Origin of the sequence: Streptomyces sp. NPDC006687, from assembly GCF_040636215.1 — a bacterium.
Classification (GTDB): Bacteria; Actinomycetota; Actinomycetes; order Streptomycetales; family Streptomycetaceae; genus Streptomyces.
In genome coordinates this window covers 66,965-93,505 of record NZ_JBEYJJ010000009.1, presented here as the reverse complement: position 1 = coordinate 93,505, position 26,541 = coordinate 66,965, and the positions used below count along the sequence as shown (strand labels likewise).

Here is a 26,541-nt window from a genome sequence, read left to right as displayed (position 1 = left end):
AAGGTGGCACGCGGCCGGGAGCCCGCGACAGTCGTGTTTGTCACCGGCTCTCCATGCGCTACTCATACGTCACTTGAGGCCCGCGGGCGCCGCCCGCGGCGGGGCTCCGAGCGCCGCCACCCCACCGATCCGGTCACCCTCGCAGGCCCGTCCGCGCCGTCCCGCACGGCCCTCACCAGGAGGGGGCCGGAGCGAGGGCCGGGCCACCTGCGCGCTCCGGTATCCGGACCGCCTGTCCGTAATCCGATCGTCGACATGCGACCTTCCTTCGGATCTGCGAAGGTCGGCGGTGCCCGGCCGGTGAAACGGCCTTACATCCGCTCAATACCTTTGATTCGAAAGGGAGTTGATCATGCGTCACCGCTTGGCCGCTGTCTCCGCCGCCGCTCTCCTCTGCCTCGGCGGCACCACGGGTGTGGCACGGGCCGAGCCCGCGAGCCCGTCCGGCCCGTCCGCCCTGGTCTTCACCGTCACCCGGGGCGACGCCTCCTCGGGCACCGTGCTGCGGGCCGCCGTCCTCAGCTGCGCCTACACCGCCGAGGGCACCCACCCCGCCCCCAGGGCCGCGTGCGACGCCGTGAACGCCGCCGGAGGCTCCTTCGACCGCCTGCTGGCCGCCTCCTCCGGCGGGAGCCGCCCGTGTCCGAAGCGCTTCGACCCCGTCACCGTCACGGCGGACGGCGTCTGGCAGGGCACCCGTGTCTCCTGGAAGCACTCCTTCGCCAACCCGTGCCTGATGTCCGCGGCCTTGAAGGACGATCCGGTCTTCGCCTTCTGAAACCGGAGGGTGTTGGCCCGTTCACCCGGTGCGCGGCGGCGTCCTGCGGTAGAAGTACCGGCATGACGCCGGTCGAGGAAGCCCAGGACGAACTCAAGCACCTGCTGAGCCGCTGCGAACGCTGGCTGTGGGACGAGGAGGGACCGCGCGCCCTCCTCCCCGACACGGCCGGCCTCGCCGACGACGCCGCCCGCATGGAGGCCCTGCGCACGCGCGTGCTGTCGTCCATGCTGAACGTGGCCCTCCTGGGGCGGCAGTCGTCCGGGAAGAGCTTCCTGATCAGCGGCCTCCAGGGCGGCCTGGAGTACGTCCCCATCACCGACGAGGACGGGATGCCGTCGGCGGAGTTCCTCGGCGTCCTGCCCTCCTCGGCCCGCCCGACCACCGCCTGCCCCTGCACGGTCGTCCCCGTCGGGGACGAGGCTTCCGACGGGGACACGGGCCGGGCGCGGCTGCGCGTGCGGTTCGCGGGCGGCAGGGTGGAGGACATCGGCACCGACCTGCCGCCCGCCGTCGTCTCCGCGTACGGAGCGGTGGACGGCGACGTCACCAACCGCCGCCGCGAGCACATCAATCTCCGGGTCGAATCGGTCGAGGTTCTCCTCTCCGACGCCCGCCTGCCGGTCAAGCTCTTCGACCTGCCCGGCTCGGAATCCCCGATCGAGGAGCACGAGGCCATCATGCGCGAGGCATGGGCCAAGGCCGACTGCTTCCTCTACGTCAGCCACGCGACGTCCGCCCTCACCGCCAACGAACTCCAGCTCATCCGGGACCTCTACACCCACCACATGCAGAGCAACGCGAACAAGCGGGTGCTGTGGGTCCTCTCCGGAATCGACCTGGCCAACCAGCGCGAGGCGGGCCAGGCCGCCTGGAAGAGCGTGCTGGCCACCAACAACACCTACCTGCGCAGCCATTTCGGCGCCCCCGGCGGCCAGTTCGTCGGCGAGGGCTTCCTGCCCGTCTCGGCCGCCTGGGAGGCCGAAGGGGACTTCAAGAACGCCCAGGGGGAGGACGGCGACACCCTGCGCCGCCTCAGCGGCATGGAGGCCCTGCGCGGCCACCTGCGCCACCTGATGGAATCCGGCGCGGGCCACGCGCACCTGCGCCAGGTCGCCGACGAGGCACGCTGGCTCGTACGGCGCCGCCAGCGCCAGCTCGCCGACATGCTCGACACCCACCTGCTGGCCGTGGAGGACCTGGAGGTCCAGCAGGAGAGCCTGCGCGGCCGCATCACGGGCGCGGAGCGCTCCCTGGACCACATCCGCACCGAACTGGGACGCGAGCTCCAGCGCAGGATCCGCGCCGCGCGGGGGCCGTTCGGCGGTCTGGCCGACGTTCTGCACCAGCACCTCGACCCGCTGATCGACGGCGGCAACCTCAGCGCCGAGCACGCCAACGAGATCGACGTCCTCCAAGTCCAGCTGTTCAGCCGGTGGATGACCGCCGCCGACGGGCCCGCCACTCTGTGGGAAGGGGAGTTGCGGGCATTCGACGCGAGCGCCCGGCAGCTGCTGCGGGCGGACCTCGGCCTGGACACCGGCCCCCAGCTGGTCTCCCCGGAACCCCTCGACACGAGCTATTTCCCGATGCAGACCGACGGACCGCCGCCCCTGACCGCCTACGGGGTGGTCCAGGCAGCGGCCAGTACCCTCGGCGTCGCCAGCCCGCTGGCCGCCGGAGCCGTGTGGCTCACGACCAGCCTCAGCCTGGCCACCATCGCGGTACCGGCGGGAGCCGCCGTCCTGGCGGCCGTCGCCATCGCCAAGGTCACCGACCTCCTCAAGGACCGCGAGTCCAAGGTCCAGCGGGCCCGCCAGGAACGCAAGGACATGATCGACGAACAGGTCAAACGGGCCCGCAGTGCCTTCGAGAACGTCACGCACAGCCAGGGCCGGCTGCTCATCGACGCGGTGGAACGCCACCACGCACAGCACCAGGCGCGCCTGAACGCCACGCTGGCCCAGATCATGGAGCGCATCAACGCCGAGGACACCGTCCGCAGCCGCGCCCTCATCGACCGGCTCACGCCCGTGAACGAGGACGGCCAGGCTCTCATCACCGAGCTCCAGGAGCTCCGCGACACCCTAGGCGGCGACCCCTCGGGCCGCTGAGAGCCCGCGCCGGGTCAGCCGAGGCCGCCGCCCTGGTAGTCCTGCCGGCAGGCGTTGATCTCGTCCCTCGTGTGGGTGTCCAGGAAGTCCCGGCCGGCGTCCTTCTTCTCCTGGACGGAGACGGTCGGGTCCGAAAGCAGGCTGATCAGCGCCGCGCAGTCCATGGCGGGCTGGGCCGGTACGGCGGCCTGGGACGGTGCGGCGGACAGGAGCGCCGTCACCACCACCGCCGCGAGCACACCGAAAACGCTACGCCCCTTCATCGGCCGGTCCTCTCCGGACGGCGGAACGCCCTGACCAGGGCCTTCGCCTGGCCGCGTCCGTTCCGCCGGCCATACTCGCCCTGCCGGCCGGGCGCGAACCCGGGCGGAGGGTTCTTGTGTGAACGTACCGCCTGCCAGCCGCGGGCGCATGCCGGGCGGCGGTCCGGGCCGCGGCCCCTACAGGTCCGCGGAGTCCGTCACGTCGCAGTCGGTGAAGACGGGCGGCCGCGTGCACAGCTCCGCGAGGCGCCCCGCGAGCTCGGAGGTCTCCGGGGCCTCGTTGTTGGCCATGGCGTCCTCGTAGGAGTCGAACTCCACCACCGCCAGGTACCGGCCGGGGTTGGAGCGGTCGCGCAGCAGCGTGCGGCGGCGGGGACCCTCGGTGCGGCCCTGAGCCCGGGCGGTCTCCTCGTACCCGCGCATGAGCTCCGCCATCTCGTCGGCGCGTTCGGTCTCGAAGTCGATGATCTGCGCGAACTTCACGGGGGTCCTCCCTGCTCCGCGGCCCCGCCGGCCGGGACCCCTTCCCGTCCACGCAAACACCGGCCGACCGGCTCGGCAACTCGGCGGGCGGCCGGGCCGGGCGCGCGCCCCGTTCCGGCGCGGCGATGAGTTCGCGGGCCCCGGCCGGTCTATCTCTTGACGCAGGGAACCGACTCACCGGGAGCAGACCATGGGCCTCATCCACATCGAACTGTTCGCCACCCTCGACCTGGTCGGGCAGGCGCCCGGCGGCCCCGACGAGGACCCGGAGGGGTTCCCCTACGGCGGCTGGCAGGCACCCCTGATCGACGACGTGACCGGGAGGCAGGTGGGCGCCGCGTACGAGGGGACGGACGCCCTGCTGCTCGGCCGCCGCACGTACGACCTCTTCGCCTCCTACTGGCCGCACCAGAAGGGCGGCCCGGACAACGAGATCGCCGAGCTCTTCAACCGCGTCCCGAAGTACGTGGCCTCCCGGGGCGAGCCCGACCTGTCATGGGCCGGATCCACCCTGCTCGGCCCCGACCTGGCGGGCGCGGTGCGGGAGGTCCGCGAGCGGCACGAGCACGTCAAGGTCGTCGGAAGTCTGGACCTCGTGCAGACCCTGCTGCGCGAGAGGCTCTTCGACCGTCTCGACCTGTGGCTGCACCCGATCACCCTCGGCGTCGGCAAGAAGGTCTTCGCCGACGGCGTGGTACCCGCCCGCCTCACACTCCTCGCACCCCCGGCCGCCGGCCCCCAGGGCACCGTCTACCTGCGCTACGCCCTCGCCGAGGGCACACCCGCCACCGGCGACATGAGCGCCCCCGACCGCGGCGTCTGAGCCGGCCCGGGACGGGAGGGCGGTGGGAGCGCGTGCGTACGTTCGTCCTGATCCACGGGGCCGGTGACGCCGGCTGGTACTGGCACCTGGTCGCGGCCGAGCTCCGGGCGCGCGGCTACGGCGTGCTCGCGCCGGACCTTCCCGTCGGCGACGATGCGCTGACGCTCGACGACTACGCCGACGCCGTCGTGGAAGCGGCCGGCGACCGCGACGGACTCGTGGTCGTGGGCCAGTCGTTCGGGGCGTTCACCGCTCCTCTGGTCGCCGCCCGCCGTCCCGTCGCCTCGCTGGTCCTGGTCGCCGGGATGGTTCCCGCGCCGGGCGAATCGGCGGACCGGTGGTGGACCGGCAGCGGCTACGCCGAGGCCGTACGGCACCGGGCCGGCCAGGGCGGCGACCCGTACGCCGCGTTCTACCACGACGTGCCCCGGGAGCTGGCCGAGGAGGCGGTGCGCAGGGAACGGGCCCACCCCTCACCGGCGGCGTCGGCCCAGCCGTGGCCGCTGGACTCCTGGCCGGACGTGCCGACGCGGTTCGTGCTGTGCAGCGAGGACCGCTTCCTTCCGCCCGGCTTCCTGCGCCGGCTCGTGCGGAAGCGGCTCGCGGTGGTCCCGGAGGAGATCGCGGCGGGCCACTGCGCCGCCCTCAGCCGTCCTGTGGAACTGGCCGGCCTCCTGGCCGCCGGGGCGGGGGACCGCTGACCCGTTCCCCGCCCGGGCGGCGGCTCAGTCGAGGCAGAACTCGTTGCCCTCGACGTCCTGCATCACCAGGCACGACTCGTCGAACCCGTCCGCCCGCAGCAGCCGCACGCGGGAGGCGCCGAGCGCGACCAGCCGTGCGCACTCGGCCTCCAGCGCGGCCACGCGCTCCTCACCGACCAGCCCCGTGCCGACCCTCACGTCGAGGTGCAGCCGGTTCTTCACGGCCTTCCCCTCGGGAACCCGCTGGAAATAGAAACGCGGCCCCACACCCGAGGGATCCTGGCAGACGAACCCCGCCCCCTGCCGCTCCGGCGGAAGCGACCGCTGGTAGTCCTCCCAGTCCGCGAAACCCTCCGGAGCCGGCGGCACGACATAGCCGAGCACCTCGCACCAGAACCGGGCGACACGCTCCGGATCCGCACAGTCGAAGGTCACCTGGAACTTCTTGATCGACGTCACCCGGACACGGTAACAGCGAGCGCTGACGACGCAATGTCCTTTTCTGGGGCGCCGGTTGGCGCCCTGTGCCCGGCGTAGAACAAACCGGTGGCACGACGCCCCAGCGGATGCCTAGGGTGACTCCGCGGCCCGCGCCCCCGATGCGTCCGGCTGCGGCTCCTTCCTTCTGACACCAAGTGACGCCGCGGCCCCTTCTGATCTCGGGCGGCGCGCGGCCGTCCTCGCCCGTCTCCGTCATCCGGGGGATTCCCTGCCTCGTCGTCACACCCCGCGCGTCTCGAAAACATGGTCCGAGATGCTCGTGGCGCCGCAGATCGCGGCCGCCGCCCGCACCCGCCCAGCGCCGGGGCTGCGCCCCATCGGGCCGCCGGCCACCCTGACCTACGAGGGCGGACCGGCCTTCGCCCGGGAGCCCAAGGAGGAACTCTTCCTCCTGGCCGTCGGCACCTTCGTCTCCCAGCCGACCTTCTACGAGAGCGGGCAGGACCGCGACGACCGATTCCTCCGTCTCGTGGCCGCACTCGCCGTCGAGGACCCCACATGGACGGCCGGCCTGCTCCGCTGGCTCCGCGGGGAGGGCAACATGCGCACGGCCTCGCTGGTCGGGGCCGCCGCCTACGTCCACGCGCGGCTCGCCGCCGGCTCCACCGGTGGCCCGTCGCTGCGGTCCGTGGTCGACTCGGTACTCCAACGCGCCGACGAGCCCGGAGAGTTCCTTGCCCACTGGACCGGCCGCTACGGGCGCAATCTGCCGCAGCCGGTGAAGCGGGGCGTCGGCGACGCCGTGCGCCGGCTGTACTCCTCACGGTCGCTGCTGAAGTACGACACCGACTCCCATGCCTTCCGCTTCGGTGACGTCCTCAACCTGGTGCATCCCTCTCCCGCCCCGCAGAAACCCTGGCAGGGCGCGCTCTTCCGCTATGCCCTGGACCGCCGCCACCACCCGCAGCACGCCGTACCGCCGGCCTCCGACCGGCTGCTCACCGCACACCGGGCGCTCATGGAACTACCCCTGCACGAGCGCCGCACCGTCGTGGCGGGGCCGGGCGGCGCCGAACGGCTCGCCGCCTCCGGTATGACCTGGGAGGCGGTGGCGGGCTGGCTCCAGGGGCCGATGGGCGCCGCGGTGTGGGAGGCCGTGATTCCCTCGATGGGGCCGATGGCGCTCCTGCGGAACCTGCGCAACTTCGACGCGGCGGGCGTCTGCGACGAGGTGGCGGCCCGGGTCGCCGCCCGGCTCTCCGACCCCGCCGAGGTCGCCCGGTCACGGCAGTTCCCTTTCCGCTACCTGGCCGCCCGCCGCCACGCCCCGTCGCCGCGCTGGGCGCTCCCGCTGGAACAGGCCCTGGACCACGCCCTGGCCAACGTGCCGAGGCTGACCGGCCGTACGCTGATCCTCGTGGACCGCTCCGACTCCATGTTCTGGGACACCCTCTCCGAGCGGTCCCGGCTGACCCGGGCGGATGCCGCGGCCCTGTTCGGTGCCGCGACCGCGCTGCGGGCCGAACAGGCGGACCTGGTGGAGTTCGGCTGGTCCAGCGCGGTGGTGCCCTTCCGGCCGGGGGAGCCGGTGCTCGACGTGCTGAAACGGTTCCACAGCCTCGGCGGCACCCACACCGCGACGGCGGTAGGCGCCCACTACAAGGGCCACGACCGCGTCCTGATCGTCACCGACGAACAGGCCGCGCCCCCGCCACGCGGCGGCGTTCCGGAACCGGTCCCGGCAGACGTCCCGGTCTACACCTGGAACCTGGCCGGATACCGGCCCGCCCTCGCCCCTTCCGGCCCCCACCGGCACACCTTCGGCGGGCTGACCGACGCCGCGTTCCGCATGGTCGGCCTCGTGGAGGCCGGCCGGGAGGCGGCCTGGCCGTGGACCGCCGAACCCGTGCCCGTGCCCGGGGCCGTACCCGTAGGTCAGGGGCGGTGCCCGGAGACCGAGCGGCGGGAGACGGGGAAGTCGAAGTAGGTGTCCGGGAACAGCTCGGGCCGGTGCGTGAAGTGCCACCACTCCTCCGGGAGGTTGACGAACCCCTCCCGGGCCAGCGCCTCCTTCAGCATCATCCGGTGCGCGTGCTGCGCTCGCGGCACGCGCGGGTCGTCGGTGTGCGACAGCGTGTCGAAGCAGTCGAAGCCCGTCCCCATGTCGATCGAGTTGTCCGGGTACCGCTCCGCCTGCGGCGCGTAGCAGGGAACGGACTCCTGCCCCGGCTCGGGCGCCGGCGCCGGGAGGGCCGGCAGGGCCACGAGGGTGAGGTCCATGGTGCTGCCGCGGCTGTGGCCGGACTTCGCGGCGATGTAACCGTCCGCGAACAGGCGGGACTTCTCCACCCGCGGGTAGAACTCCGCCTTCCTCCGCTCGTCGGCCAGGTCCTCGGCCCAGCGGACGAAGTGGTCCACGGCCCGCTGCGGCCGGTAGCAGTCGTACACCTTGAGCGAATAGCCCTGGGACAGCAGACGCGTCTGCGCGCGGTGCAGGGCCTCGGCGGCGGGCCGGGTCAGGAGGCAGACGGGCTGCCGATAGCCGTCGATGCGCTCGCCGGTGAAGTTGTGCGCCGACACGTACCGCATCTCCTGGATGATCGTGGGGTCGACGGAGCCGAGGGAGACGAACTCCGCGGGAGCCTTGGGCTCCGGCGCGCGGGTGACGGCGCCCGCGCCGGTGGCGGAGGTCGTCGCGAACACGGTCGTGGCCGCCACGGTCACGGCGAGCCGCGTCGTCATGGACATGGTCATCATCGGGTCTCCCTGGGGGTGAGCCTGAGTCAACTGCTGTCCCCTGTGTACTGGTCAGGCCCCTCGGAATGTATGCCTCGGCGGGCGGCCGGCGGTTCGAACGCGGCGGCGGCGCGGGCGAATCCATTCTCCTGTCCGCGAAGCCGCGTTGTCAGTGGTGGCCGATAGCTTCGTAGGGAGAGGGCAGGGGCCGTCGGGCCGATTTCCGTGTCCCCATTTTCGATTTCCGGCAGGAGTGGATGATGACCGACAACCGTGTGCAGTCCGGGCTCAGGGTCGTGCTGACCGATGTGAACCAGCGCGTGGTGGAGGCGTGGCGGGCGGCGTTCGCGGACACCCCCGGCATCGAGATCCGCAAGGGTTCGATCCTCGACGAGGACGTCGACGCCTGGGTCACCCCCACCAACTCCCAGGGCCGGATGGACGGCGGAGTCGACGCCGCCATCAAGCGCCACCTCGGAGCCGGCATCCAGCTGCGCGTGCAGCGGGCCATCCGCGACCGGTTCGCCGGGGCCCTCCCGGTCGGCAGCGCGGTGTGCGTCCCCTCCGGCGCGACCGTCCCGCGGTTCCTCATATCGACCCCGACCATGGTGCAGTCCGCCCAGAACGTCCGGGACACGCTGAACGTCGCCCTGGCGTGCGCCGCCGCGTTCCAGGCCGTCCACCGGCAGAACCGGAAGGCGCCGGGCAGTATCCGCTCCGTTGCGCTGGTCGGGATGGGCGCGCAGACCGGCCGGGTCCCCGCCCGCCTCTGCGCGAACCTGATGTGGACCGGCTACACGCTCTTCCACGACCACTGGTTCGAGAACGACGACGAACTGCGGGCCACCCTCACCGCCCAGCTCGACGGGATCGAGAGCGCCCCCGTCGCGCAGCGGGTCCGCATCGTGCCGCCGAAAGGGCATTCCTTTCGTCGCTGACGCCGACCCCACCGCGCCCGCCGCCGCTCAGCCCGCCGCCACCTTCCACCCCTCCAGCACGACGACCGGGAGCCCCAGCCCCATGCACCACGACGCCACCACCCCGCCCCAGCCCGACGCCGGCGACCCGCTGCAGCTCACCGAACTCTTCAAGGGCGGCGGTGAACCCTGGCTTCCGCTCCTGAAGCCCGTCATCGAGGCGCAGCCGGAGGCCGCCCGCTTCATCGGCGCGGGCCGCAGCCCCGAGGTCGTCCCGGTCCGCGAGCTGACCTTCCAGGCCCTCAAGCCGCATCCGCCGCACAAGTGGAAGGTCGTCGTCTTCGGGCAGAACCCCTACCCGAGGCCGGAGAGCGCCACCGGCATAGCCATGTTCGACAACACCTTCAACGACTGGAAGGACAGCCAGTTCGGCCGGGTCGTCAGCATCCGCTGCATCATCAAGGCGGCCGCGATGTGGAAGTACGGCATCGCCAAGAAGACGCCGATCGCGCAGGTCCGCGCCCTGCTGAAGGAGCGGGACACGGTCCAGCCGCCGGAGTGGTTCCAGGCGATGCTCACCCAGGGCGTGCTCCTGCTGAACGCCTCGCTCACCGCCAGTGGCGACGGGGCCATGGGCGCCGACCGGCACACCGCCTTCTGGCGGCCCGTCGCCGAACGGATCGCCGAGGAGATCCTCAAGGCCAAGCAGGACGCCGCCGAGGAGGACCGCAGCGTGGTCTTCGCCTGGTGGGGGGCGCACGCCCGCAGCCTGAAGAAGGTGGTCCAGCGTCTCGAGGCGAAGTACCCGGGCGTCGAGGTCCGGCACATCGACCACGCCAACCCCGCCGCCCAGGGCGATGTCTTCTGCGAGGGCGACCACTTCGCCACGGTGAACGACGCCCTCGCCTCGCTGGGCGCCGAGCCGGTCGACTGGCTGCCGAGCAGGGGATGGGACCAGGGGGCCGGGACCGGGACCGCGGCGGCCGGCGGGACGGAGGGCGATGTCGCCGCGCGGATGGGGGCCTTCATCGCGTCGACCATGGAACTGCACCAGCTGTACCTGGAGCGGCTCACCAGCGTCAAGGACGAGGGCCTCGTCCTCCCGGCGATCACGGGGGTGTTCGACACCCCGCTGATGGACTTCCGTACGGCGGTCGCACCCGTCGCCGAGGTGCTGTCCGGGCTGGGCCGCCACATCGACCGCTCCCTGGAGTTCGGCAAGCGGAGGGCCGACGAGACGGCCGTGGCCGGGGGGCTGTCCCCCGACGCGATCGCCGCCCTGTACCTCTACACCTGCGAGTCCGCCTTCTACCGCGAGATCAACGCGGTCCTGCGTTCCCCGGACCGCAGCCGCGTGGTGCCCTACCTCCCGTACCTCCGGCTGCTGTTCTCGGCGGTCGGGCAGCTGCCCGCCCGCACCGCGCCGCTGTGGCGCGGGGTGTCGCTGGACCTGCGGGCGCAGTACCCGGTCGGCGGGACGGTCACCTGGTGGGGCGTGTCCTCCTGCACCTCCGAGCTGGGCGTGGCCCGCGCCTTCCTCGGCAGCCGGGGCAAGAGGACCCTCTTCGAGGTGACGCCCTCCCGAGCGGTGGGGATCCGCAGCTTCTCGGCCTTCACCGGCGAGGAGGAGTACATCCTCGCGCCGGGCACCCAGCTGAAGGTGACGGAGGTGAAGGCCGAGCGGGGCGGCCTGTGCACGGTCCGGCTGACCGAGGCGGACGAGGGTCCCCTGGTCTCCTGAGCCGGACTGGTCTCCTGAGCCGGACTGGTCCGCTGAGCCCGCACCGGCGGGCTCAGTACGGCCGGGCCGGGCTCAGTACGGCCGGGCCCGCTTCGCGAAGGCCGGGGACAGCTCGTTCTGCGCGGCCCGGGGGAAGGCCACGGTGGCGGGGTCCCCGTCCGAGACGTACCGGTTCTTCCCGGCGGCGAGCTTGTCCAGCCAGCGCGAGGAGCCGAACTCGGCGTCCTCGTCCTTCGGGCCGGCCGAGCGGATCCGGGGGATCGCGCCGGGGGTGAAGGACTTCGCGTACGGGGAGGCCGAGGGGTTGGCGCCCACGAGGTACACCCCGTCGTAGCGGTAGCCCGTTCCCCGTGCGGCCACTGCGGCCGGCTCCGGCATGGCGCCGAAGGGCAGGGCGAGGGAGGTGACCCGCGTGCCCGGCGCCGCCTTCTCGATCGCCTGCTGGCCGGCCGAGATGGCCCGGACGGCGCCCGCCTGGTCCAGGGAGCGCAGGTTCTCGTGGCGGTCGGTGTGGTTGGCGACCTCGTACCCGTGGTCCTTCAGCCAGGTCAGGGCCCGGGCGGGGCCCGTCGCCGAGAAGGCTTCCGCGTTGACGAAGAAGGTCGCCGCCGGCTTGAATGCGGGGTGCTTCTTCGCCGTCTCCGCCAGGATGGCGACGGCGGTGTCCGGGGCCGGGTTCCCGTCCGCCCCGAGCCGCACCTGGCTGTTGGTGGAGTCGTCGAAGGTGAGGACCACCGGGTGGGCGCCGGCCGGGATGTCGATCCGGCCCGTCTGGAAGTCCCGGGCGGTCACGGGGACGTAGCCCTCCCGCGCGAGGCGCTCCAGTTCCGCCCGGAAATCGGCCGGGGTGCGGTCGTAGACGCTGGCCGGCTTCTCGGTGAGCTGGTGGTACATCAGCACGGGCACCAGCCCGAGTTCGTTGGCGCCGACCTCCGCCGGGTTCTTCGCGGTGACCGGGCTGGCCACGGGCGGGGCGGCGGCGCGGGGTTCCCCGGCGGCCGGCGGGGATCCCGTCGAACAGCCGGTGGCGAGCAGTGCGGCGGCGCCCGCAAGGACGCCGAGCGGGACGAACGGGTGACGCATCGGAAAGCCTCTCCACGGCGAAGGTGTCGCGCCATACCTACCGGGGACGGGAGCCCGCGTACCGCACTGTCCCCTGCTCGGCGTAGCCGCCACGCCGGGACCGGTCGCGGCCGATCGTGTGAAATCTCGGCCGGGCGAGGCGAGCGGCCGCCAGGACGGCAATGAATGGAGACGACAACGGGCCCTGTCCCCGCCCCCGGCACGAAGGACGCCACGATGCCCCGCACCCGCATATCCCGCTCCGGTTCCCCCTCCCGCCGCCCCTCCCGCCGCGGCGCCCTCATAGCGACGACCGGGGCGCTCGCCCTGGCCGGCGCGGGCGTCGGGGCCTGGACGTTCCTCGCCCCGGGCCCGGGCATCGAGGGTGTGAGCGACGGCGCCGTCCTGAGCGGGCGCGCCGCCGCACAGGTCAGTGCCTACCTGGGGGCCGGCGCCCCCGCCGGGGGCAAGGGCCTGCACGCCACCCTCGACGGCGCCCCCGTCCCCCTCACGGCCGACGGCGCCCGCATGAAGCTGGCCCTGCCGCAGCTGAAGGAAGGCCGGCACACCCTGGTCCTGGACGGCGACAGCAGCCTCCCCTTCACCTCGCACCGCAAGGTCGTGGGCTTCAGCGTGGACACCACCCCGCCGGAGCTGAAGGTGGCCGCCCCGGAGGTCAAGAACGCCTCCGCCCCCGTGACCATCACCGGCAACGCCTCCAGCGACGCCGAAGTGACCGTCAACGGCAAGAAGATCCCCCTCGACAAGTCCGGTGCCTTCAAGGCCACCGTGCCCAAGGGCACCCCCCTCGTCACGGTCACGGCGGTGGACCGCGCCGGGAACACCACCACGAAGGACGTCTCCGCCCGGGGCCGCCGCCCGATGATCCGGGCCGCGCACATCACGGCCATCGGCTGGGGCGACGACACGCTGCGCGGCGGCGTCCTCGCCCTGGTCCGCAGCGGCAAGCTCAACGCCGTCGAACTGGACGTCAAGGACGAGGACGGCGAGGTCGGATACGCCTCCCAGGTGCCGCTGGCCCGCCAGATCGGCGCGGCCAAGGGCTACTACGACGCCCGTAAGGCGATCGACGAGCTCCACGCGGCCGGGGCGCAGGTCATCGGCCGCATCGTGGCCTTCCGCGACCCCAAGCTCGCCGCGGCCTCCTGGAAGTCCGGCCAGCAGGACCGGCTCGTGCTGACCCCCTCCGGAGAGCCCTACAACGGCGGCCACTACGGCGCCCTGTCCTTCACCAACTTCGCCAACCCCGCGGTCCGCAAGTACAACCAGGACCTGGCCGTCGAAGCGGCCCGGCTCGGCTTCGACGACATCCTCTACGACTACGTGCGCCGCCCCGACGGCCCGCTGTCACAGATGCGCTTCCCGGGCCTCGGCAGCGCCACGCCCGAGCAGTCCATCACCTCGTTCGTCGCCGACACCCGCACGGCGCTGCGCCCGCAGGCGAAGTACCTCGGCGTCTCGGTCTTCGGGATCGCCGCGACCCGGCCCACCGAGATCGCCCAGGACATCCCCGCCCTGGTCAAGGTCACCGACTACGTCGCGCCGATGGTCTACCCGTCGCACTGGGCGCCGGGGGAGTACGGCGTCGCCCAGCCCGACACCTCCCCGTACGCGATCGTGCAGCGCTCGCTCGCCGACTTCGCCCGCCTGGCGAAGGGGACGCAGACCGAGATCGTCCCGTGGCTCCAGGACTTCTCGATGGGAAGCACCTACGGCCCGGCCGAGGTGGCCGCACAGATCAAGGCCGCGGAGGCCAACAAGATGGAGTCCTTCATCCTCTGGAACGCCGGCGCCCGCTACCAGGGCGCGGCGCTCCAGCAGATCGCCGCGCACTGACCGCTCCCGCCGCCCCCCCGGGGCGACGGCGGCGCACGAGGCGGGTCCCCGGTTCCGGGGGCCCGCCGAGGTGCGTCAGGCTTTGAGCAGCCGCCCGGTCACCGCCAGGGTCACCCGGCGGGGGCTCAGGGCGGCGGCGAGGGCGGAGACGCGGTTGGCCAGGCCGGCCACGATGCTGGGCGGGGTCCGGTCCCGCTCCAGCGCGCGGCGGGCGGCCGTCACGACCTGCTCGGCCGTGGCCATCCGGCCGACGGCCACGTCACGGCTGCCGACGACGTCGAAGAACTCCGTGCTGACGGGCCCCGGTGACACGGCGAGCACCCGCAGGGGAGAGGTACGGGTCTCGTAGCCGACGGCCTCGGTGAAGCTCAGCACGAAGGCTTTGGTGGCGCCGTAGACCGCCATCGCGGGCGTCGGCTGGTACGCCGCCGAGCTCGCGACGGTCACCAGCGCACCCCGGCCGTCGGCCGCGAGGTCCGGCAGGAACGCCCGGGTGAGCTCGGCGACGGCCACCACGTTCAGCTGGATCATCTCGTTGATCTGCGCCGGGTCCTGGCGGACGAAGGGGCCGTGGCTGCCGAAGCCGGCGTTGTTGACGAGCGTGTGGACCGCGATCCCGCGGGCGTCCAGCTCCGCGCGCAGCGCCGCGGCCGCGCCGGGCAGGGAGAGGTCGGCGGCGACCACGTGCGCCGTGATGCCGTAACGCTTCTCCAGATCCGCCGCGAGCCCTTCGAGCCGGTCGAGGCGGCGGGCGACGAGAACGAGGTCGGCTCCGCGCTCGGCCCACTGGCGGGCGAACTCGACTCCGAGGCCCGCACTGGCCCCGGTGATCAGGGCCACGGTTCCCTGGTATGTCATAGGCATCGTCGGCTGCTCCGTCTTCATGGGGGACAGCCTTGAATGTAGGCGACGCCATCATTGTAGTCAACGACAACATAAGGAGAGGGGAGCCCGCCTTGACCGAGGGGCCCTACCACCACGGAAACCTCAGGGCCGCCCTGCTGGAGCGCGCGGAAGCCGTCCTGGCCGAGTCGGGCGCGGACGGCCTGTCGCTGCGCGCCCTCGCCCGCGACCTCGGTGTGAGCCATGCCGCACCGTCCCGCCACTTCCGCGACCGCCGCGCCCTGCTGGACGCCCTCGCCGTCAGCGGCTTCACCCGGCTCAACGAGCGCCTGCGCGCCGCCGCCGAGGCCCCCGGGCCGGTGTCCGCCCGCCTGGCCGGACTGGGACGGGCCTACGTGGAGTTCGCCGTCACCCACGCCGCCCTGCTGGACCTGATGTTCAGCGCCAAGCACGCCGACGACTCCAGCGCCGGGCTCAAGGAACTCGGCCACCGCAGCCTCGACACCACCGCCGGGCTCATCGCCCAGGCCCAGGCGGAGGGAACCGTCCGCGCCGGCGACCCGGCCCGCCTGGCCCAGGTCGCCTTCTCCACCGTCCACGGCCTGGCCACCCTGGCCGTCGGCTCCCTCCTGGACGACACCCCGCTGGCAGAGGCCACCGACCTGGCCCTCGACGTCCTGCTCACCGGCCTCGCCCGCCCCGGCCGGTAGGCCCGGGCTCCCGCGCCGGCCCGCGGCCGGCCGGCCAGGTCAGAAGGCGCCCACAGGCCGCGTCCGCGCCAGCAGGACGTGCCGCTCCTCCGGGGTGAGGCCCCCGCGGACGCCGTCCAGGACCCGCTCGGCCAGGGCCTGGCGGCGGCAGGGGAGCCGGACCGGGCAGCCGCCGCAGACCGCCTTGGCGGCCTCCTCCCGCTCCCGCGCGGCCGCGGCCGACTCGTGCGTGCCCGGCGCGAAGACGTCCCGGGCGACGGTGCGGCACGGCCCGTCGAACCGGGGGTGGGAGAGTACGTCCGTACGGGCGATGTCGGCCACGGTCTGAGCCTTCACGGGCTGTTCCTTCCGGCGGGGGGCGGCCCTCCGCGACCGCCCTGTGGGGGCGCGTATCACCCGAATGCGCGCCTTCATGCACGCGCGCCCCACCCGCCCCGCCCTCCCCACGCCGGCGCGCGGACGGCAGACGCGAGACGGCGGACGCGGGCATCACCCGGCCCGGACGTGGGCAGGGTGGGGCCATGGTCCACGTACTCGGCAGCAGGATCCTGCTGCGCCCCACCGATCCCGAACGCTCCCGCGCCTTCTACGGGGACACCCTCGGCCTCGCCGTCCACCGCGAGTTCGGCACCGGCCCCGAACGCGGCACGGTCTACTTCCTCGGCGGCGGCTTCCTCGAACTGTCCGGCCGGGCCGAGGACCCGCCCGCGCCCGGGCTGCGGCTGTGGCTCCAGGTGGAGGACGTGGAAGCGGCCCACCGCGAGCTCCGGGAGCGGGGAGCTGAGGTGCTCAGGCCGCCGCAGCAGGAGCCGTGGGGGCTCATCGAGATGTGGATCGCCGACCCGGACGGGGTCCGCATCGTCCTCGTGGAGGTCCCGGCGGACCACCCCCTCCGCTTCCGCCCCTGAACCACCCCGCCCCCCGACGGCCCGTCAGCCGGCGTCCCCCCGCCCCCCGTCCGCCTCCACCGGAGCCCAGCGGTGGGAGCGTGCGGTCTGGCGGCGCCGGTACTCCCGGCCCAGGTGGTGCTGGAGCCGGACGTGGCGGAACTGGTACACCGCCCCCGCCTGGCGCAGCACCCCGCGCCGGTAGGCGTCGTCCAGGAACGCCGCCGTGTCCCACGGCAGCCTGCCCGTCAGCGGCAGCCACAGCCTGGCCCGGACCACCCAGCACCCCCACGCGGTGAACGAGAGCGCGTACGACAGCCCGCCCCCGAGGCCGGCGACGGCCCCGATGTAGAGCCCGTCCCACCTCTCCCAGTTCAGCTCGCCGAGGACACCGCCGTCCAGCAGTGCCACGATCAGCCCCCCGCCGAACGCCACCGACAGGGACAGCAGCGGCACCACGGCCAGGAGCTGCCACCGCACCACCGCCCGGTCGGCGGCGAGCAGACTGGGCGGGTCCGCCGCCGAGGCCACGTCCAGGGGTGCCTCGAAGACCGCCAGCAGGCCGAACACCAGCCCCGCCCCGGCGCCGAAGACCAGCCCGAAGACGAGCATGTTCACGGCCGTCCCCTTCAGGACCTCCAGGTTCAGCGCCAGCACCCCGTAGTAGAGCTGCCGCTGGAACGTCAGGGCGCAGCCGCACCCCACCCCCATCACCGCCCCGCCCGCCATGACCGCCCCGAACCGCGCCGCGAACGCCCGCACCGGCCCGCCGCGCACCGCCGCGCCCCGCCCGGGACCCGCCACCGGGGCGCCGCGCGGCAGGCGCAGGCGCAGCCGTACGTAGGCGGGTTCGAAACTGCCGCCGCCCCGGGCGAGCCTGACGGCGTACACGAAGCCGAAGGCGAGCCCCGCGACGGGACCCATCAGCGCCCCCTGCAGGAGGGTCACCCAGACCGGGAGCCGGCCGATCAGCAAGCCGATCAGCCAGGTGCTCAGCACCGTGCACACCGTGCCGGCCAGCACCACGCTCAGCACGCGCCGGCCGCGTGGCAGGAAGTCGCCGATCTCCCACCAGGCGAGGTCCTGCCGCTCCCGGTCGGGGTCGGCCAGGTGGTGGGCGAGGTAGCCGAGCCAGTGCGCGGCCCGCTCCGGATCCGGGCTCCGCCGGCCCCGCCCCGACCGGTACACGGCCGGGACGAACCCCGCCAGGAGGTGCTCCTCGATGGAGCTCTCGTCGGGGAACTCCCGCCCGTCCAGCAGCTCGGCCGGGTCGGCCCCGGGCCGTTCGCTGTACAGGGTCCGGGCCAGCGAGGTCATCAAGGGCGTGCGCAGGGCCCCGGCCAGGGCCGCGCCACGGCCGCCGCCCCCGGCCCGCAGCCGCTCCACCACCCCGTCCCACGCGCCGGTCCCGGCCGCGTCACGGGCCCGCCGGGCGGTGCGCGGCAGGTACGAGGCCACGTCCTCGACGGTCAGATCGGCCAGCTCGATGACCGCCGCCCACACCAGCGGAGTACCGGCCGCCTCGACCGCCTCGGCGAACTCCTCGCGCCGGCTGGTGAGGACGAGCGGGGAGGAGAACTCGTTCAGCCGCTCCAGGGCCCGCACCCGCAGCCCCTCCGCGAGCTCGTCGAACCCGTCCAGGACCGGCAGGACCAGATCGGCCTCGACCAGGGCGCCGGCCGTCGAGGAGCCCGCCACGCGGTCTGCCAGATGCGGGTGGTCGCGTACGAGCCGCTCGGCCATCCACGCGCGCAGGGTCGAGGCCGCCGGGTCCCACGACCCGATACTGAAGATCACCGGAACGCGGTCGGCCGCGGAGCGGGACTCCAGGAAGTCCTGGAGGAACCGGATCGTGAGGACCGACTTGCCGGAGCCCGCCCGGCCGAGGACCACCAGGCGCCCGGAGGGCCTGCGCCGGTAGAACTCGGCCACCGTCGGCAGATCACCGCTCAGGTCGGCGGGGCGGGGGACGGCGGCCCCCGGGAGCAGTCGCTCGACGTTGGCCTCGTGGTCGCCGAGCGCGGCGTCCGTACGCCGCCACCGCACCGGCAGCGGGAAGGGGTCGTGCACCCGGCGCTGCTCCTCCTCCAGCCGCCAGCGGCGCCGCACCTCCAGCGCCAGATCCCGGGCCGCGGCCAGGACCTCGTCGCGGACCAGCGTTCCGGAGGGCCCCGCGGGCGCCCGCAACCGCCCGGGCCCCGCGCCGTCCGCGCCCGGCGTCCCGTCCGTGTCCGGCGTCCCGTCCGCGTCCATTGCCCCCTGCGCGTCCGTCGCCCCGCCGGAGACCCCCGCCGCCCGGGCCGCCCCCGCCTCCCCTCCCGGCCCGTTCGCAAGCAGTTCGGCCACCTGCCTGCGCTCGCGCGGCCCGGCCCCCAGCGCGTCCTGGAGCCTCGCCAGCGACTGCAGGGTCGGGTTCGGGGCCCGGCCGCTCTCCAGCCGCCTGACGGTGCTCTCACTCACCTCGGCCTTCTCCGCCAACTGCTGCTGCGTCAGCCCCGACCGCCGCCGCAGCTCCTTCAACAGCCCGCCCAGCAGCGCGAGTCGGTCGGTCGTCACGTGGCCCCCCTCCCCACGGCCCGGCCACCGGTCCGGACCGCAGGTGAGCGTAACGGCCCGGCGGCCGGTCATACATGACCGGTGCCATGACCTGTACCCCGGCGGGCGGCGACTCGATGCTCGGAGACGGAGGAACGCACCACCGGCAGCCCGCCGGAGAGCCGAGGAGGACAGCCATGGCGTACCGCTTCTGGTGCGGCGAATGCGGGTTCAAGACCCCCTGGGGCCCCGAATCCGTCGCCGAACGCCAGCACATGGACCACTACGCGGGCCGCCACCCGGGCCTGCGCCTGGGAGGGCAGGTGGAGGCCGGTGTCCGGGATTCCGGCCGCGGCGGCGGCATCGGCTGCGCCGGGCCGGCCGTCGTCCTCGTGCTGTTCCTGATCGTCGCGGCCGCGTGCGTGCGCTGACCGAGGGAGGACGCCCATGCCGGGCATCGCTGTACACCGTCTCGACGCGGACGATCCCCGACGCCTGGGCGACTACCGCCTGCTGTGGCGCCTGGACTCCGGCGGCATGGGCCGGATCTACCTGGCCCGCCCGGAGGGCGGGGGCCCGCTCGTCGCGGTGAAGACGCTGCTCGCGCGGGGCCCGGTGGGGCGGGTCGAACGGCAGCGGTTCGCGCGGGAGGTGGAGCTGGCCCGCCGGGTCGACGGTGCGTACACGGCCCGCGTCCTCGACGCCGACCCCGGCGCCGCCCGGCCCTGGATGGCCATCCAGTACGTACCGGCCCCCTCCCTCGCGGACCTCGTGCGCGAGCACGGGCCGCTGGCCGCCTGGGCGGTGCCGTCCGTGGCGGCGGGCGTGCTGCAGGCACTGGTGTCCCTGCACGGCAGCCGCATCGTCCACCGGGACGTCAAACCGCAGAACATCCTGCTGCCGCTGACCGGCCCGCTCGTGATCGACTTCGGCATCTCGCACGCCGTGGACCGCACCCGTACCTCCCTCACCCTGGGCACGGTCGCCTTCACCTCGCCGGAACAGGCGCGGGGGGAGGCGTCGACTGCCGCGTCGGACGTCTTCTCCCTCGGCGCGACCCTCTTCCACCTGGCCGTCGGACGCCCGCCCTACGGGGACGGGCTGGAGTCCGCGATGGTGCTGCTGGCCCATGTCCAGGGGGGACGGGTCGATCTGACGGGGCTGCCCGGCCGCCTGGCCCCGCTGATCGAGCCCTGCCTGGCCCACGACCCGCGCGACCGTCCCGACCTGGCCACCGTGCTGGCGGCCGCCGTGTCCGCCCAGCGCCGCGGGCGGCGCTGGCTGCCGGTGGAGTGGACGGCGACGATCACCGCGTACGAGGCCCATGGCCGCGCCCTCGACGCCGGACCCGCCGCACCCCGCTCCGGGACGGGAGAAGCCCCCGCCGACTCCGGGCCGCCGCGGATCCCGCAGCCGACCGATCCGGGGGAGGCCGCCGCACGTCAGGAACGGGAGCGCCGTGCCGAGGCGGCGCGCCGCCGCCGGGCCGAGGAGGCCCGCAGGCTGGCCCGGCAGGCCGCCGGGGGAGGGGGGACGGGCGGCAACGGGGGCGCGGGCGTGGGCGGCTGGGCGTTCGCCGCCGTGCTGCTCGCCGTCGCGCTGCTCGCCTGGCAGCCCTGGACGGGGGCCGGCGGGACGGCCGCCCAAGCGGGGAGCGGTCCGTCCCCGTCCGCCTTCTCCTCGCGCCCGGCGCCCACCCGGCCGCTCTTCCCGACAGCGACGCCCACCCCCACGCCCACGCCCACCCCCACGTCCTCCGCCACCGAGCACGCGCAGAGCACGGCATCCGCCGCGGCCGAACCGGCCCACCCCACCCCCTCCGCCACCCGGGACCTCAGGGAGGAGGCGTTCCAGGCGGTCACCGCGGGCTCCTGCCTGCCGCTGTACGACACCGGCGTCCCCAACAAGTGGAACGCGGACGCCCCGCCCGGCCCCGTCCGGTGCGACGGCGAGCAGGCGCACGTCCAGGTCGGCTCCGTCACCTCGGGCGACTGCCCCAGCGGGTCCGGACGGACGAACTGGCGCTACAAGAGCACCAACCTCTGCCTGACGCGCATCTTCCGCGTCGGCTACTGCCTCCTCGCCAAGGCGCCGAGCGACCGGCCCGTCCTCGGCACCTTCACCCTGGTGGACTGCCGGGCCACCCGCATCCCGGCCGACTACGACTACATCCTGCACATCACCGGCGTCTACCGCGCCCCGGCGAACCCGACCACCGCGAACTGCCGCCGCAGCCAGGGGGACAGCACCGACTACCGGTGGTGGACGATGCTCGACGCCTCGGTGCTGCTCTGCACGACCTTCTACCACAACGGCTGAGCCCGTCCCGTCTCGTCCCGATCCCGAGGCGGCGGGACGCGATAATGGTCCTGCCGCGGGGTGCCCCCACGGCAGGCGCCGAGACGAGGGACGAACCACCGATGACCCTGAGGGAAGGCCAGCGGGTGCGGCTCGCCGAGGACATCGGACTGGGCGAGGCGGTCACGGGCCCGTCCGGGACCGCCGCCGGCTGCCTCTGGCTGGCTGCGGGCACCGGGGGCACGGTCGAGCGGGTGGACGCGGACCGGCCCCCGAGCCACGCGGTCCTGGAGTACCAGCGGCTGAACTCGCTGCTCGGCGACTACGGCCACACCATTCCCGAGGAGAGCCGCAAGCGCCTGGAGGAGGAGGTCGCCGCCCTCGAACCGGAATGGACCGCCTTCCAGGAGGAGGGCAGCCGGGCGACGGTCAGGGTCCGCCTCGACAACGGCTTCGTCCTCGACGGCGCCCCCGAACACCTCCTCACCACGCCCTGACCGGAACCCCGCCACGGGCCCTCAGGAACCGCCGCCGGTGAGCTGGAGCACCGCGATGCCCGCCAGGACGGTCACGCTCGCGGTGATCCGCCGGTGGCCGAGGCGTTCGCGGAACACGACCGCCCCGATGAGCGTGCCGAAGACGATGCTGGTCTCCCGCAACGCCGCGACGGTGGCCAGATCACCGCGCGACTGCGCCCACACGACGAGCCCGTACGCCAGCAGCGAGAGCAGCCCGCCGGCCAGCCCCCGGCCCCACAGCGGGCGCAGCGCGGTGAGCAGTCCGGGGCCCCGTACGGCCCGGGCGACGACCGGCAGGACGAGCCCCTGGCAGAGGAAGAGCCAGGCGATGTAGCCGAAGACGCTGCCCGAGACGCGCACCCCGCTGCCGTCGACGAGGGTGTACGAGGCGATCATCACCCCGGTGCCGAGCGCGGCGGCCAGCGCGGGCAGCTGGGCGCGGCCGGGCATTCCGTCGGCGACGGCGAGGGCCGCCAGGCCGCAGGAGATCACCGCGATGCCGAGGGCCTGGCCGGCGGGCAGGGAGTGCCCCAGCAGGGCGGTCGAGACGAGCGCCACCACGAGCGGCGAGGTGCCACGGGCGGTGGGGTACATCTGCCCGAAGTCGCCCAGCTGGTAGGCGCGCAGGAGCAGGAGCTGGTACGCCGTCTGCAGCGCGGCCGAGGCGGCGATGTACGGCCAGGCCGCCGGCTCGGGCAGCGGGGCGAAGCAGACGAGGACGGCCCCGCAGCCGGCGGAGGCGAGGCTGATGAGGGTGAAGCCCGCCAGCTTGTCCCGCAGCCCGTGTGCCAGGCCGTTCCAGACGGCGTGCAGCACCGCCGAGGCGAGAACGACGACGGGCACGGCGGCCGCCCCCGACAGCAGATCGGCAGACACGACCACTCCTCACGGCAGAGAGCAAGGTGCTGGAACGGAATTCCTTGGTAATCTAACAACATGGAAATTCATTCCGCACCCACGGGCGGGCTCGCCGCCCACATCCGGGCCCGCCTGCCCGAGCTGCGCGACACCGAGGCCCGGGTGGCGCAGGTCGTCCTGGACAAGGGAGCGGAGGTGGTGCACCTCAGCGTCAGCGACGTCGCCGCCCTGGCCGGCACCGCACCGTCCTCCGTCGTACGGGCCTGCCAGCGGCTGGGGTTCCGCGGGTACCAGGAGCTGAAGATCGCCGCCGCCCGGCAGGCGCCCGCCCCGGAACCGTCCCGTGACCGGGACCCGGCCGCCCGGGCCCTGGCCGACACGGTCCGCGCCGCCCGGGAGGCGCTGGACGGACTGACCGCGACGGTGACCCCGGACCAGCTGCGCACGGCGGCCGGGCTGCTCGACTCCGCCCCCCGGGTCCTCGTCGCCGGGGCGGGACTGTCCGGCGCCGTCGTCCTGGACACCGCCTACCGGCTGCGCGCCCTCGGCCTCGCGGTCGACGCTCCCGCCGACCCGCTGACCGCGCAGCTGGCCGCCTCCCGGCTCACCGCCGCCGACACCTGTCTGGCCGTCAGCCACACGGGCGCCACCCGCAGCACGGTCGACACCGCCCAGCGCGCCCGAGGGGCCGGCGCCCGGGTCGTCGCCCTCACCAGCTACGCCCGCTCACCACTGAGCGAGACCGCCGACTGCACCCTGGTCGCGGGCGGCCAGGACCTGGTCTTCGGCCTCGAAACGGTCGCCAGCCGCCTGGCCCACCTCGCGGTGGTCGACGCCCTCACCCTCACCCTGAAACACCTCCGCGGCGCCCCGGCCGAAGCGTCCCTGCACCTGTCCGCAGCCGTCACGGCGGCCCACTCGTACTGACGGCGTACGCGCTCGCCGCGCTCTCCACGAAGGACCGGACCAACGGGTTGCTGTCACCCGCGTTCCACACCGCCACCACGCGGCTCGGCGGCATATCGGTCAGCGGCACCACCGCCAGCTCCGCCGGCAGGCGGTGCCCGAGCGGGGCCAGGCCGACGGTGCCGTTCCACAGCACGGCCTGCAGGCATTCCTGGACGCCGCGCACGACGGGGCCCTCGCGTGGGCCGCCACCGTGCCAGTACGCCTGCCAGACCGGATCGGTGCCCTGAGGGAACCGGAACCAGCGGCGGTCGCACAGCTCGGCCAGCCGCAGCCCGCCGCGACGGGCCAGCGGATCGTCGGCGCGCAGCACCACGCCGACCGGGTCGGCCCGCAGGGTGCGCACCGCCAGGGCCGTCTCGTCGAACGGCGCCCGGGTCAGCGCGACATCGACCAGCCCGGCGCGCAACCCGCAGGTGGGGTCGGTCAGATCGGTGTCGCGGACGCGGATGTCGACACCGGGACGGCTGCGCCGGAAGGCGGCGGCCACCCGGGCCACTCCGGGGTCGGTGCCGTCGCCCAGGATGCCGATGGCGAGGCTTCCGGAGCCGGCCGCCGCGCGCACCCGTTCCCGGACGCGGTCGGCATGGCCGAGCAGCGCCCGCGCCTCGTCGAGCAGCACCGAGCCCACCGCGGTGAGCGTGACCCCCGCAGGCGAGCGGGCGAACAGCGGGGCTCCGACCTCGGCTTCCAGCTGCTTGACCGCCCGGCTCAGCGGCGGCTGACTCATGTGCAGCCGGGCGGCGGCCCGGCCGAAGTGGCGTTCCTCGGCGACCGCCACGAAGTAACGCAAGGTCCGTAACTCCACGCTGCGACGATACCGATGAGGTATCGGCGCCACGCAACGGGTCTTGGACACCGTCAGGCCCCCGGCGGTGCACTGATGACCATGACCGAAGAAGAGAACACCCTGTCAGTGGTCGGTTCCGGCGACGGCGAGACCATCATCCTGGGCACCACGCACATGCGCGTTCTGGAGGACGGCAGCCACACCGGGCACCGCCTGGCGATCACCGAATCCGTCCTGGCCCCGCACACCGAAGGGCCGCCCCAGCACCGCCACGAGCGACATGACGAGGGCTTCTACATCCTCTCCGGCACGGTCAGGTTCACCGTCGGCACCACGGAACACGACGCCACCGCGGGCACGCTCGTCATGGTCCCGCCCGGCACCCCCCACACCTTCGCCAACCTGACCGGCCGGCCCGCCGTCATGCTCAGCGTCTTCACCCCCGGCCACTACGTGCAGTACTTCCGCGACCTCCAGCGGATGCTCACCACGGGCCGCCCCCTCACCCCCGAGGACACCCTCGCCACCATGACCCGCTACGCCACCACCCCCGCCCCCGGCCACCGCACCTGAACCCCCGTCCCGCTGCCCGCCCGGTCCACGGGGATACACTGCTCCGCCCCACCCCGACCGGAGGTCGTCCCAGTGTTCCCTGCACGGATACGTGCCGGTGCCCCGTTGGCGCTGGTCCTGCTCGCCCTGTCCGGCTGCTCCGCAGCCTGGGGCTGCACCGACACGACCGCGGAGCGCGGCGAGGCCGGTGTCAGCGTGCGGGCCGAGGACACGTCCGGGCGGCCTCTCGGCGTCACCGCCGCGGTCGTCGACTGGCGCCTCGAACCCCACCCGCAGGTGCCCTCCGAAGGCGACAAGGTCCACTTCCACTACCGCTTCGACGGCGCCGACAGGACACCCGGCCCCGCACTGGACGTCTGCGCCGTCGACAAGGGGCGCGTGGCGCTGGGCTGTCGGACGGTCTACGCCTCCGAGGCGCGGCCCGCGCGGGACGGCGCCCCCGCGGATGACGAGTGGCTCGACGTCGAGCACCCCGAGCAGGTCGTCGGCGTGCTGTTCATCCCCAACGACCAGTCCCACGACCGACGCACCTGCGCGGTGGACATCAAGGACGGCGGCGGGACGCACCCTCCGGAACGGGCCGGCAGGGGAGACCAGCTGTAGGACGGCGGTCAGAGCCAGCCGTTGCGGCGGAAGGCGCGGTAGAGGAGCCCGGACGCCAGGGCCATGAGGGCGAGGGCGAGGGGGTAGCCGAGGCTCCACCGGAGCTCCGGCATGTGCTCGAAGTTCATCCCGTACACCCCGGCGACCATGGTCGGAATGGCGAAGATCGCCGCCCAGGCCGAGATCCGCCGCATGTCGTCGTTCTGCCAGGTGCCCACCCGTGCCTGCTGGGCGTCCAGGACCGAAGTCAGCAGCTCGTCCAGCGACCGTACCTCGGTGGCGGTGCGGTTCAGGTGGTCCTCCACGTCCCGGAAGTAGGGGAGCACCTTCGGCGGATGCTGCGGACCGCCCTCGCGCGGGCCGGCGAGGAGTCCCTGGAGGACCGGGACGAGGGGCAGCACCGCGTCGCGGAACTCCCGTACCTCCCGCTTGAGGGAGTAGATCGCCTCGGTGTGGTCGACCCGGGAGGGGGAGAAGACGCGGTCCTCCAGCGCGGTGAGCGCGGCCCGCACCTTGTCGGCGCAGTCGCCGTAGTCGTCCACGACCACGTCGAGGAGGGCGTGCAGAACGGCCATCGGGCCGAACCGCAGCATGCCGGGGTCGGCTGCCAGCCGGCGGGCCGCTTCCCCCGCCGGGTCCACCGGCCCGTGGCGTACGGTCAGCACGTACCGGGGGCCCACGAAGACCATCAGCTGCCCCGTCTCCACCGCCGACTCCGCGTCGACGTACCAGAGCGTCTTCAACGCGACGGCCAGCACATCACCGAAACGTTCCCGCTTAGGACGCTGCCGCGCCTGGACCGCGTCCTCCACCGCCAGCGGATGCAGGCCCAGCTCCCCGGCCAGCCGCACCAGCTCGGACTCGGCCGGATCGACCAGCCGCACCCAGCCGAACTCGCCCTCGCCCAGCCCGCGCAGCCGTTTCAGCACCAGCTGGCAGGAATCGTCCTCCAGGCCGCACTCCACCGTCTCCGACCGCCCGGAGCGTTCCTCGTACATCACGCATTCCATGACACCCGGATGCTTCGCCACGCCGATTTCATGC

Annotated in this window: 27 protein-coding genes; 16 read left to right on the top strand and 11 right to left on the bottom strand. The window is 73.8% G+C overall.

What is annotated here, in order from left to right:
- The first annotated feature begins 352 nt into the window (after positions 1-352).
- Positions 353-778, top strand: coding sequence for a subtilase-type protease inhibitor (locus tag ABZ716_RS14000; protein ID WP_358958897.1), 426 nt, complete (start codon positions 353-355; stop codon positions 776-778).
- Positions 779-840: 62 nt separating this feature from the next.
- Complete coding sequence (locus ABZ716_RS13995; protein ID WP_358958895.1) at positions 841-2,892, top strand: dynamin family protein; 2,052 nt, start codon at positions 841-843, stop codon at positions 2,890-2,892.
- A gap of 14 nt (positions 2,893-2,906) precedes the next feature.
- Here ABZ716_RS13995 and ABZ716_RS13990 read toward each other — a convergent pair whose 3' ends face one another.
- Positions 2,907-3,155 (bottom strand): hypothetical protein, encoded by a 249-nt coding sequence (locus ABZ716_RS13990; RefSeq protein ID WP_358810851.1) that lies wholly within the window; start codon positions 3,153-3,155, stop codon positions 2,907-2,909.
- A gap of 177 nt (positions 3,156-3,332) precedes the next feature.
- Positions 3,333-3,638: a hypothetical protein gene (locus tag ABZ716_RS13985; protein WP_358958893.1), complete on the bottom strand. Its 306-nt coding sequence runs from the start codon at positions 3,636-3,638 to the stop codon at positions 3,333-3,335.
- A gap of 190 nt (positions 3,639-3,828) precedes the next feature.
- Between ABZ716_RS13985 and ABZ716_RS13980 the strand changes: the two genes are divergently transcribed.
- Complete coding sequence (locus tag ABZ716_RS13980; protein WP_358958891.1) at positions 3,829-4,461, top strand: dihydrofolate reductase family protein; 633 nt, start codon at positions 3,829-3,831, stop codon at positions 4,459-4,461.
- A 32-nt stretch (positions 4,462-4,493) separates the two neighbouring features.
- On the top strand, positions 4,494-5,162 hold the full coding sequence (locus tag ABZ716_RS13975; protein ID WP_358958889.1) for an alpha/beta hydrolase: 669 nt from the start codon (positions 4,494-4,496) through the stop codon (positions 5,160-5,162).
- Between the two features lie 24 nt (positions 5,163-5,186).
- Here the strand turns inward: ABZ716_RS13975 and ABZ716_RS13970 are convergent, their stop codons facing one another.
- Complete coding sequence (locus tag ABZ716_RS13970) at positions 5,187-5,621, bottom strand: VOC family protein (protein WP_358810854.1); 435 nt, start codon at positions 5,619-5,621, stop codon at positions 5,187-5,189.
- Between the two features lie 295 nt (positions 5,622-5,916).
- Here ABZ716_RS13970 and ABZ716_RS13965 point away from each other — a divergent pair, with 295 nt between their 5' ends.
- Positions 5,917-7,590, top strand: coding sequence for a TROVE domain-containing protein (locus ABZ716_RS13965; protein ID WP_358958887.1), 1,674 nt, complete (start codon positions 5,917-5,919; stop codon positions 7,588-7,590).
- Here the strand turns inward: ABZ716_RS13965 and ABZ716_RS13960 are convergent.
- Complete coding sequence (locus tag ABZ716_RS13960; protein WP_358959148.1) at positions 7,539-8,357, bottom strand: M15 family metallopeptidase; 819 nt, start codon at positions 8,355-8,357, stop codon at positions 7,539-7,541. The two genes, ABZ716_RS13965 and ABZ716_RS13960, sit on opposite strands and share 52 nt — an antisense overlap.
- 242 nt (positions 8,358-8,599) lie before the next feature.
- Here ABZ716_RS13960 and ABZ716_RS13955 point away from each other — a divergent pair, with 242 nt between their 5' ends.
- Together ABZ716_RS13955 and ABZ716_RS13950 are read left to right on the top strand one after the other, a co-directional pair.
- On the top strand, positions 8,600-9,277 hold the full coding sequence (locus ABZ716_RS13955; protein ID WP_358958884.1) for a macro domain-containing protein: 678 nt from the start codon (positions 8,600-8,602) through the stop codon (positions 9,275-9,277).
- Between the two features lie 82 nt (positions 9,278-9,359).
- Complete coding sequence (locus ABZ716_RS13950; protein WP_358958882.1) at positions 9,360-10,997, top strand: ADP-ribosyltransferase domain-containing protein; 1,638 nt, start codon at positions 9,360-9,362, stop codon at positions 10,995-10,997.
- Between the two features lie 72 nt (positions 10,998-11,069).
- On the opposite strand, the gene ABZ716_RS13945 is transcribed toward ABZ716_RS13950, so the two are convergent.
- Positions 11,070-12,080: a polysaccharide deacetylase family protein gene (locus ABZ716_RS13945; RefSeq protein ID WP_358958880.1), complete on the bottom strand. Its 1,011-nt coding sequence runs from the start codon at positions 12,078-12,080 to the stop codon at positions 11,070-11,072.
- A 216-nt stretch (positions 12,081-12,296) separates the two neighbouring features.
- Here ABZ716_RS13945 and ABZ716_RS13940 point away from each other — a divergent pair, with 216 nt between their 5' ends.
- On the top strand, positions 12,297-13,916 hold the full coding sequence (locus ABZ716_RS13940) for a putative glycoside hydrolase (protein WP_358810858.1): 1,620 nt from the start codon (positions 12,297-12,299) through the stop codon (positions 13,914-13,916).
- Positions 13,917-13,991: 75 nt separating this feature from the next.
- Here the strand turns inward: ABZ716_RS13940 and ABZ716_RS13935 are convergent, their stop codons facing one another.
- Positions 13,992-14,780, bottom strand: coding sequence for an SDR family oxidoreductase (locus ABZ716_RS13935; protein ID WP_358958877.1), 789 nt, complete (start codon positions 14,778-14,780; stop codon positions 13,992-13,994).
- Between the two features lie 92 nt (positions 14,781-14,872).
- On the opposite strand from ABZ716_RS13935, the gene ABZ716_RS13930 reads away from it, so the two are divergent.
- Complete coding sequence (locus tag ABZ716_RS13930) at positions 14,873-15,469, top strand: TetR/AcrR family transcriptional regulator (RefSeq protein ID WP_358958875.1); 597 nt, start codon at positions 14,873-14,875, stop codon at positions 15,467-15,469.
- A gap of 39 nt (positions 15,470-15,508) precedes the next feature.
- Here ABZ716_RS13930 and ABZ716_RS13925 read toward each other — a convergent pair whose 3' ends face one another.
- Complete coding sequence (locus ABZ716_RS13925; RefSeq protein WP_358958873.1) at positions 15,509-15,805, bottom strand: WhiB family transcriptional regulator; 297 nt, start codon at positions 15,803-15,805, stop codon at positions 15,509-15,511.
- Between the two features lie 185 nt (positions 15,806-15,990).
- On the opposite strand from ABZ716_RS13925, the gene ABZ716_RS13920 reads away from it, so the two are divergent.
- Entirely contained in the window at positions 15,991-16,377 is a 387-nt protein-coding gene (locus ABZ716_RS13920; protein WP_358958870.1) for a glyoxalase superfamily protein, read from the top strand.
- A 24-nt stretch (positions 16,378-16,401) separates the two neighbouring features.
- Here the strand turns inward: ABZ716_RS13920 and ABZ716_RS13915 are convergent, their stop codons facing one another.
- Positions 16,402-18,912, bottom strand: coding sequence for a helix-turn-helix domain-containing protein (locus ABZ716_RS13915; protein WP_358958868.1), 2,511 nt, complete (start codon positions 18,910-18,912; stop codon positions 16,402-16,404).
- A gap of 176 nt (positions 18,913-19,088) precedes the next feature.
- Here ABZ716_RS13915 and ABZ716_RS13910 point away from each other — a divergent pair, with 176 nt between their 5' ends.
- From ABZ716_RS13910 to ABZ716_RS13900, 3 genes are all read left to right on the top strand, one after another.
- Positions 19,089-19,322: a hypothetical protein gene (locus ABZ716_RS13910; RefSeq protein WP_358958866.1), complete on the top strand. Its 234-nt coding sequence runs from the start codon at positions 19,089-19,091 to the stop codon at positions 19,320-19,322.
- A gap of 16 nt (positions 19,323-19,338) precedes the next feature.
- Entirely contained in the window at positions 19,339-21,210 is a 1,872-nt protein-coding gene (locus ABZ716_RS13905; RefSeq protein ID WP_358958863.1) for a serine/threonine-protein kinase, read from the top strand.
- A gap of 101 nt (positions 21,211-21,311) precedes the next feature.
- On the top strand, positions 21,312-21,686 hold the full coding sequence (locus tag ABZ716_RS13900) for a hypothetical protein (protein WP_358958861.1): 375 nt from the start codon (positions 21,312-21,314) through the stop codon (positions 21,684-21,686).
- A 21-nt stretch (positions 21,687-21,707) separates the two neighbouring features.
- On the opposite strand, the gene ABZ716_RS13895 is transcribed toward ABZ716_RS13900, so the two are convergent.
- A complete protein-coding gene (locus ABZ716_RS13895) occupies positions 21,708-22,583 on the bottom strand; it encodes a DMT family transporter (protein WP_358958858.1) in 876 nt (291 codons plus the stop codon).
- 60 nt (positions 22,584-22,643) lie between these two features.
- Here ABZ716_RS13895 and ABZ716_RS13890 point away from each other — a divergent pair, with 60 nt between their 5' ends.
- Positions 22,644-23,492, top strand: a complete 849-nt coding sequence (locus ABZ716_RS13890; protein WP_358958855.1) for a MurR/RpiR family transcriptional regulator — start codon at positions 22,644-22,646, stop codon at positions 23,490-23,492.
- Here ABZ716_RS13890 and ABZ716_RS13885 read toward each other — a convergent pair.
- Entirely contained in the window at positions 23,470-24,339 is an 870-nt protein-coding gene (locus tag ABZ716_RS13885; protein ID WP_358958852.1) for a LysR substrate-binding domain-containing protein, read from the bottom strand. The genes ABZ716_RS13890 and ABZ716_RS13885 overlap by 23 nt on opposite strands.
- A gap of 75 nt (positions 24,340-24,414) precedes the next feature.
- Between ABZ716_RS13885 and ABZ716_RS13880 the strand changes: the two genes are divergently transcribed.
- The gene (locus ABZ716_RS13880) at positions 24,415-24,894 is read left to right on the top strand and encodes a cupin domain-containing protein (RefSeq protein WP_358958850.1); all 480 of its coding nucleotides are present in this window, start codon (positions 24,415-24,417) and stop codon (positions 24,892-24,894) included.
- 72 nt (positions 24,895-24,966) lie between these two features.
- A complete protein-coding gene (locus ABZ716_RS13875) occupies positions 24,967-25,497 on the top strand; it encodes a hypothetical protein (RefSeq protein WP_358958848.1) in 531 nt (176 codons plus the stop codon).
- An 8-nt stretch (positions 25,498-25,505) separates the two neighbouring features.
- Here ABZ716_RS13875 and ABZ716_RS13870 read toward each other — a convergent pair whose 3' ends face one another.
- Complete coding sequence (locus ABZ716_RS13870) at positions 25,506-26,528, bottom strand: magnesium and cobalt transport protein CorA (RefSeq protein WP_358958846.1); 1,023 nt, start codon at positions 26,526-26,528, stop codon at positions 25,506-25,508.
- Positions 26,529-26,541: the final 13 nt, after the last annotated feature.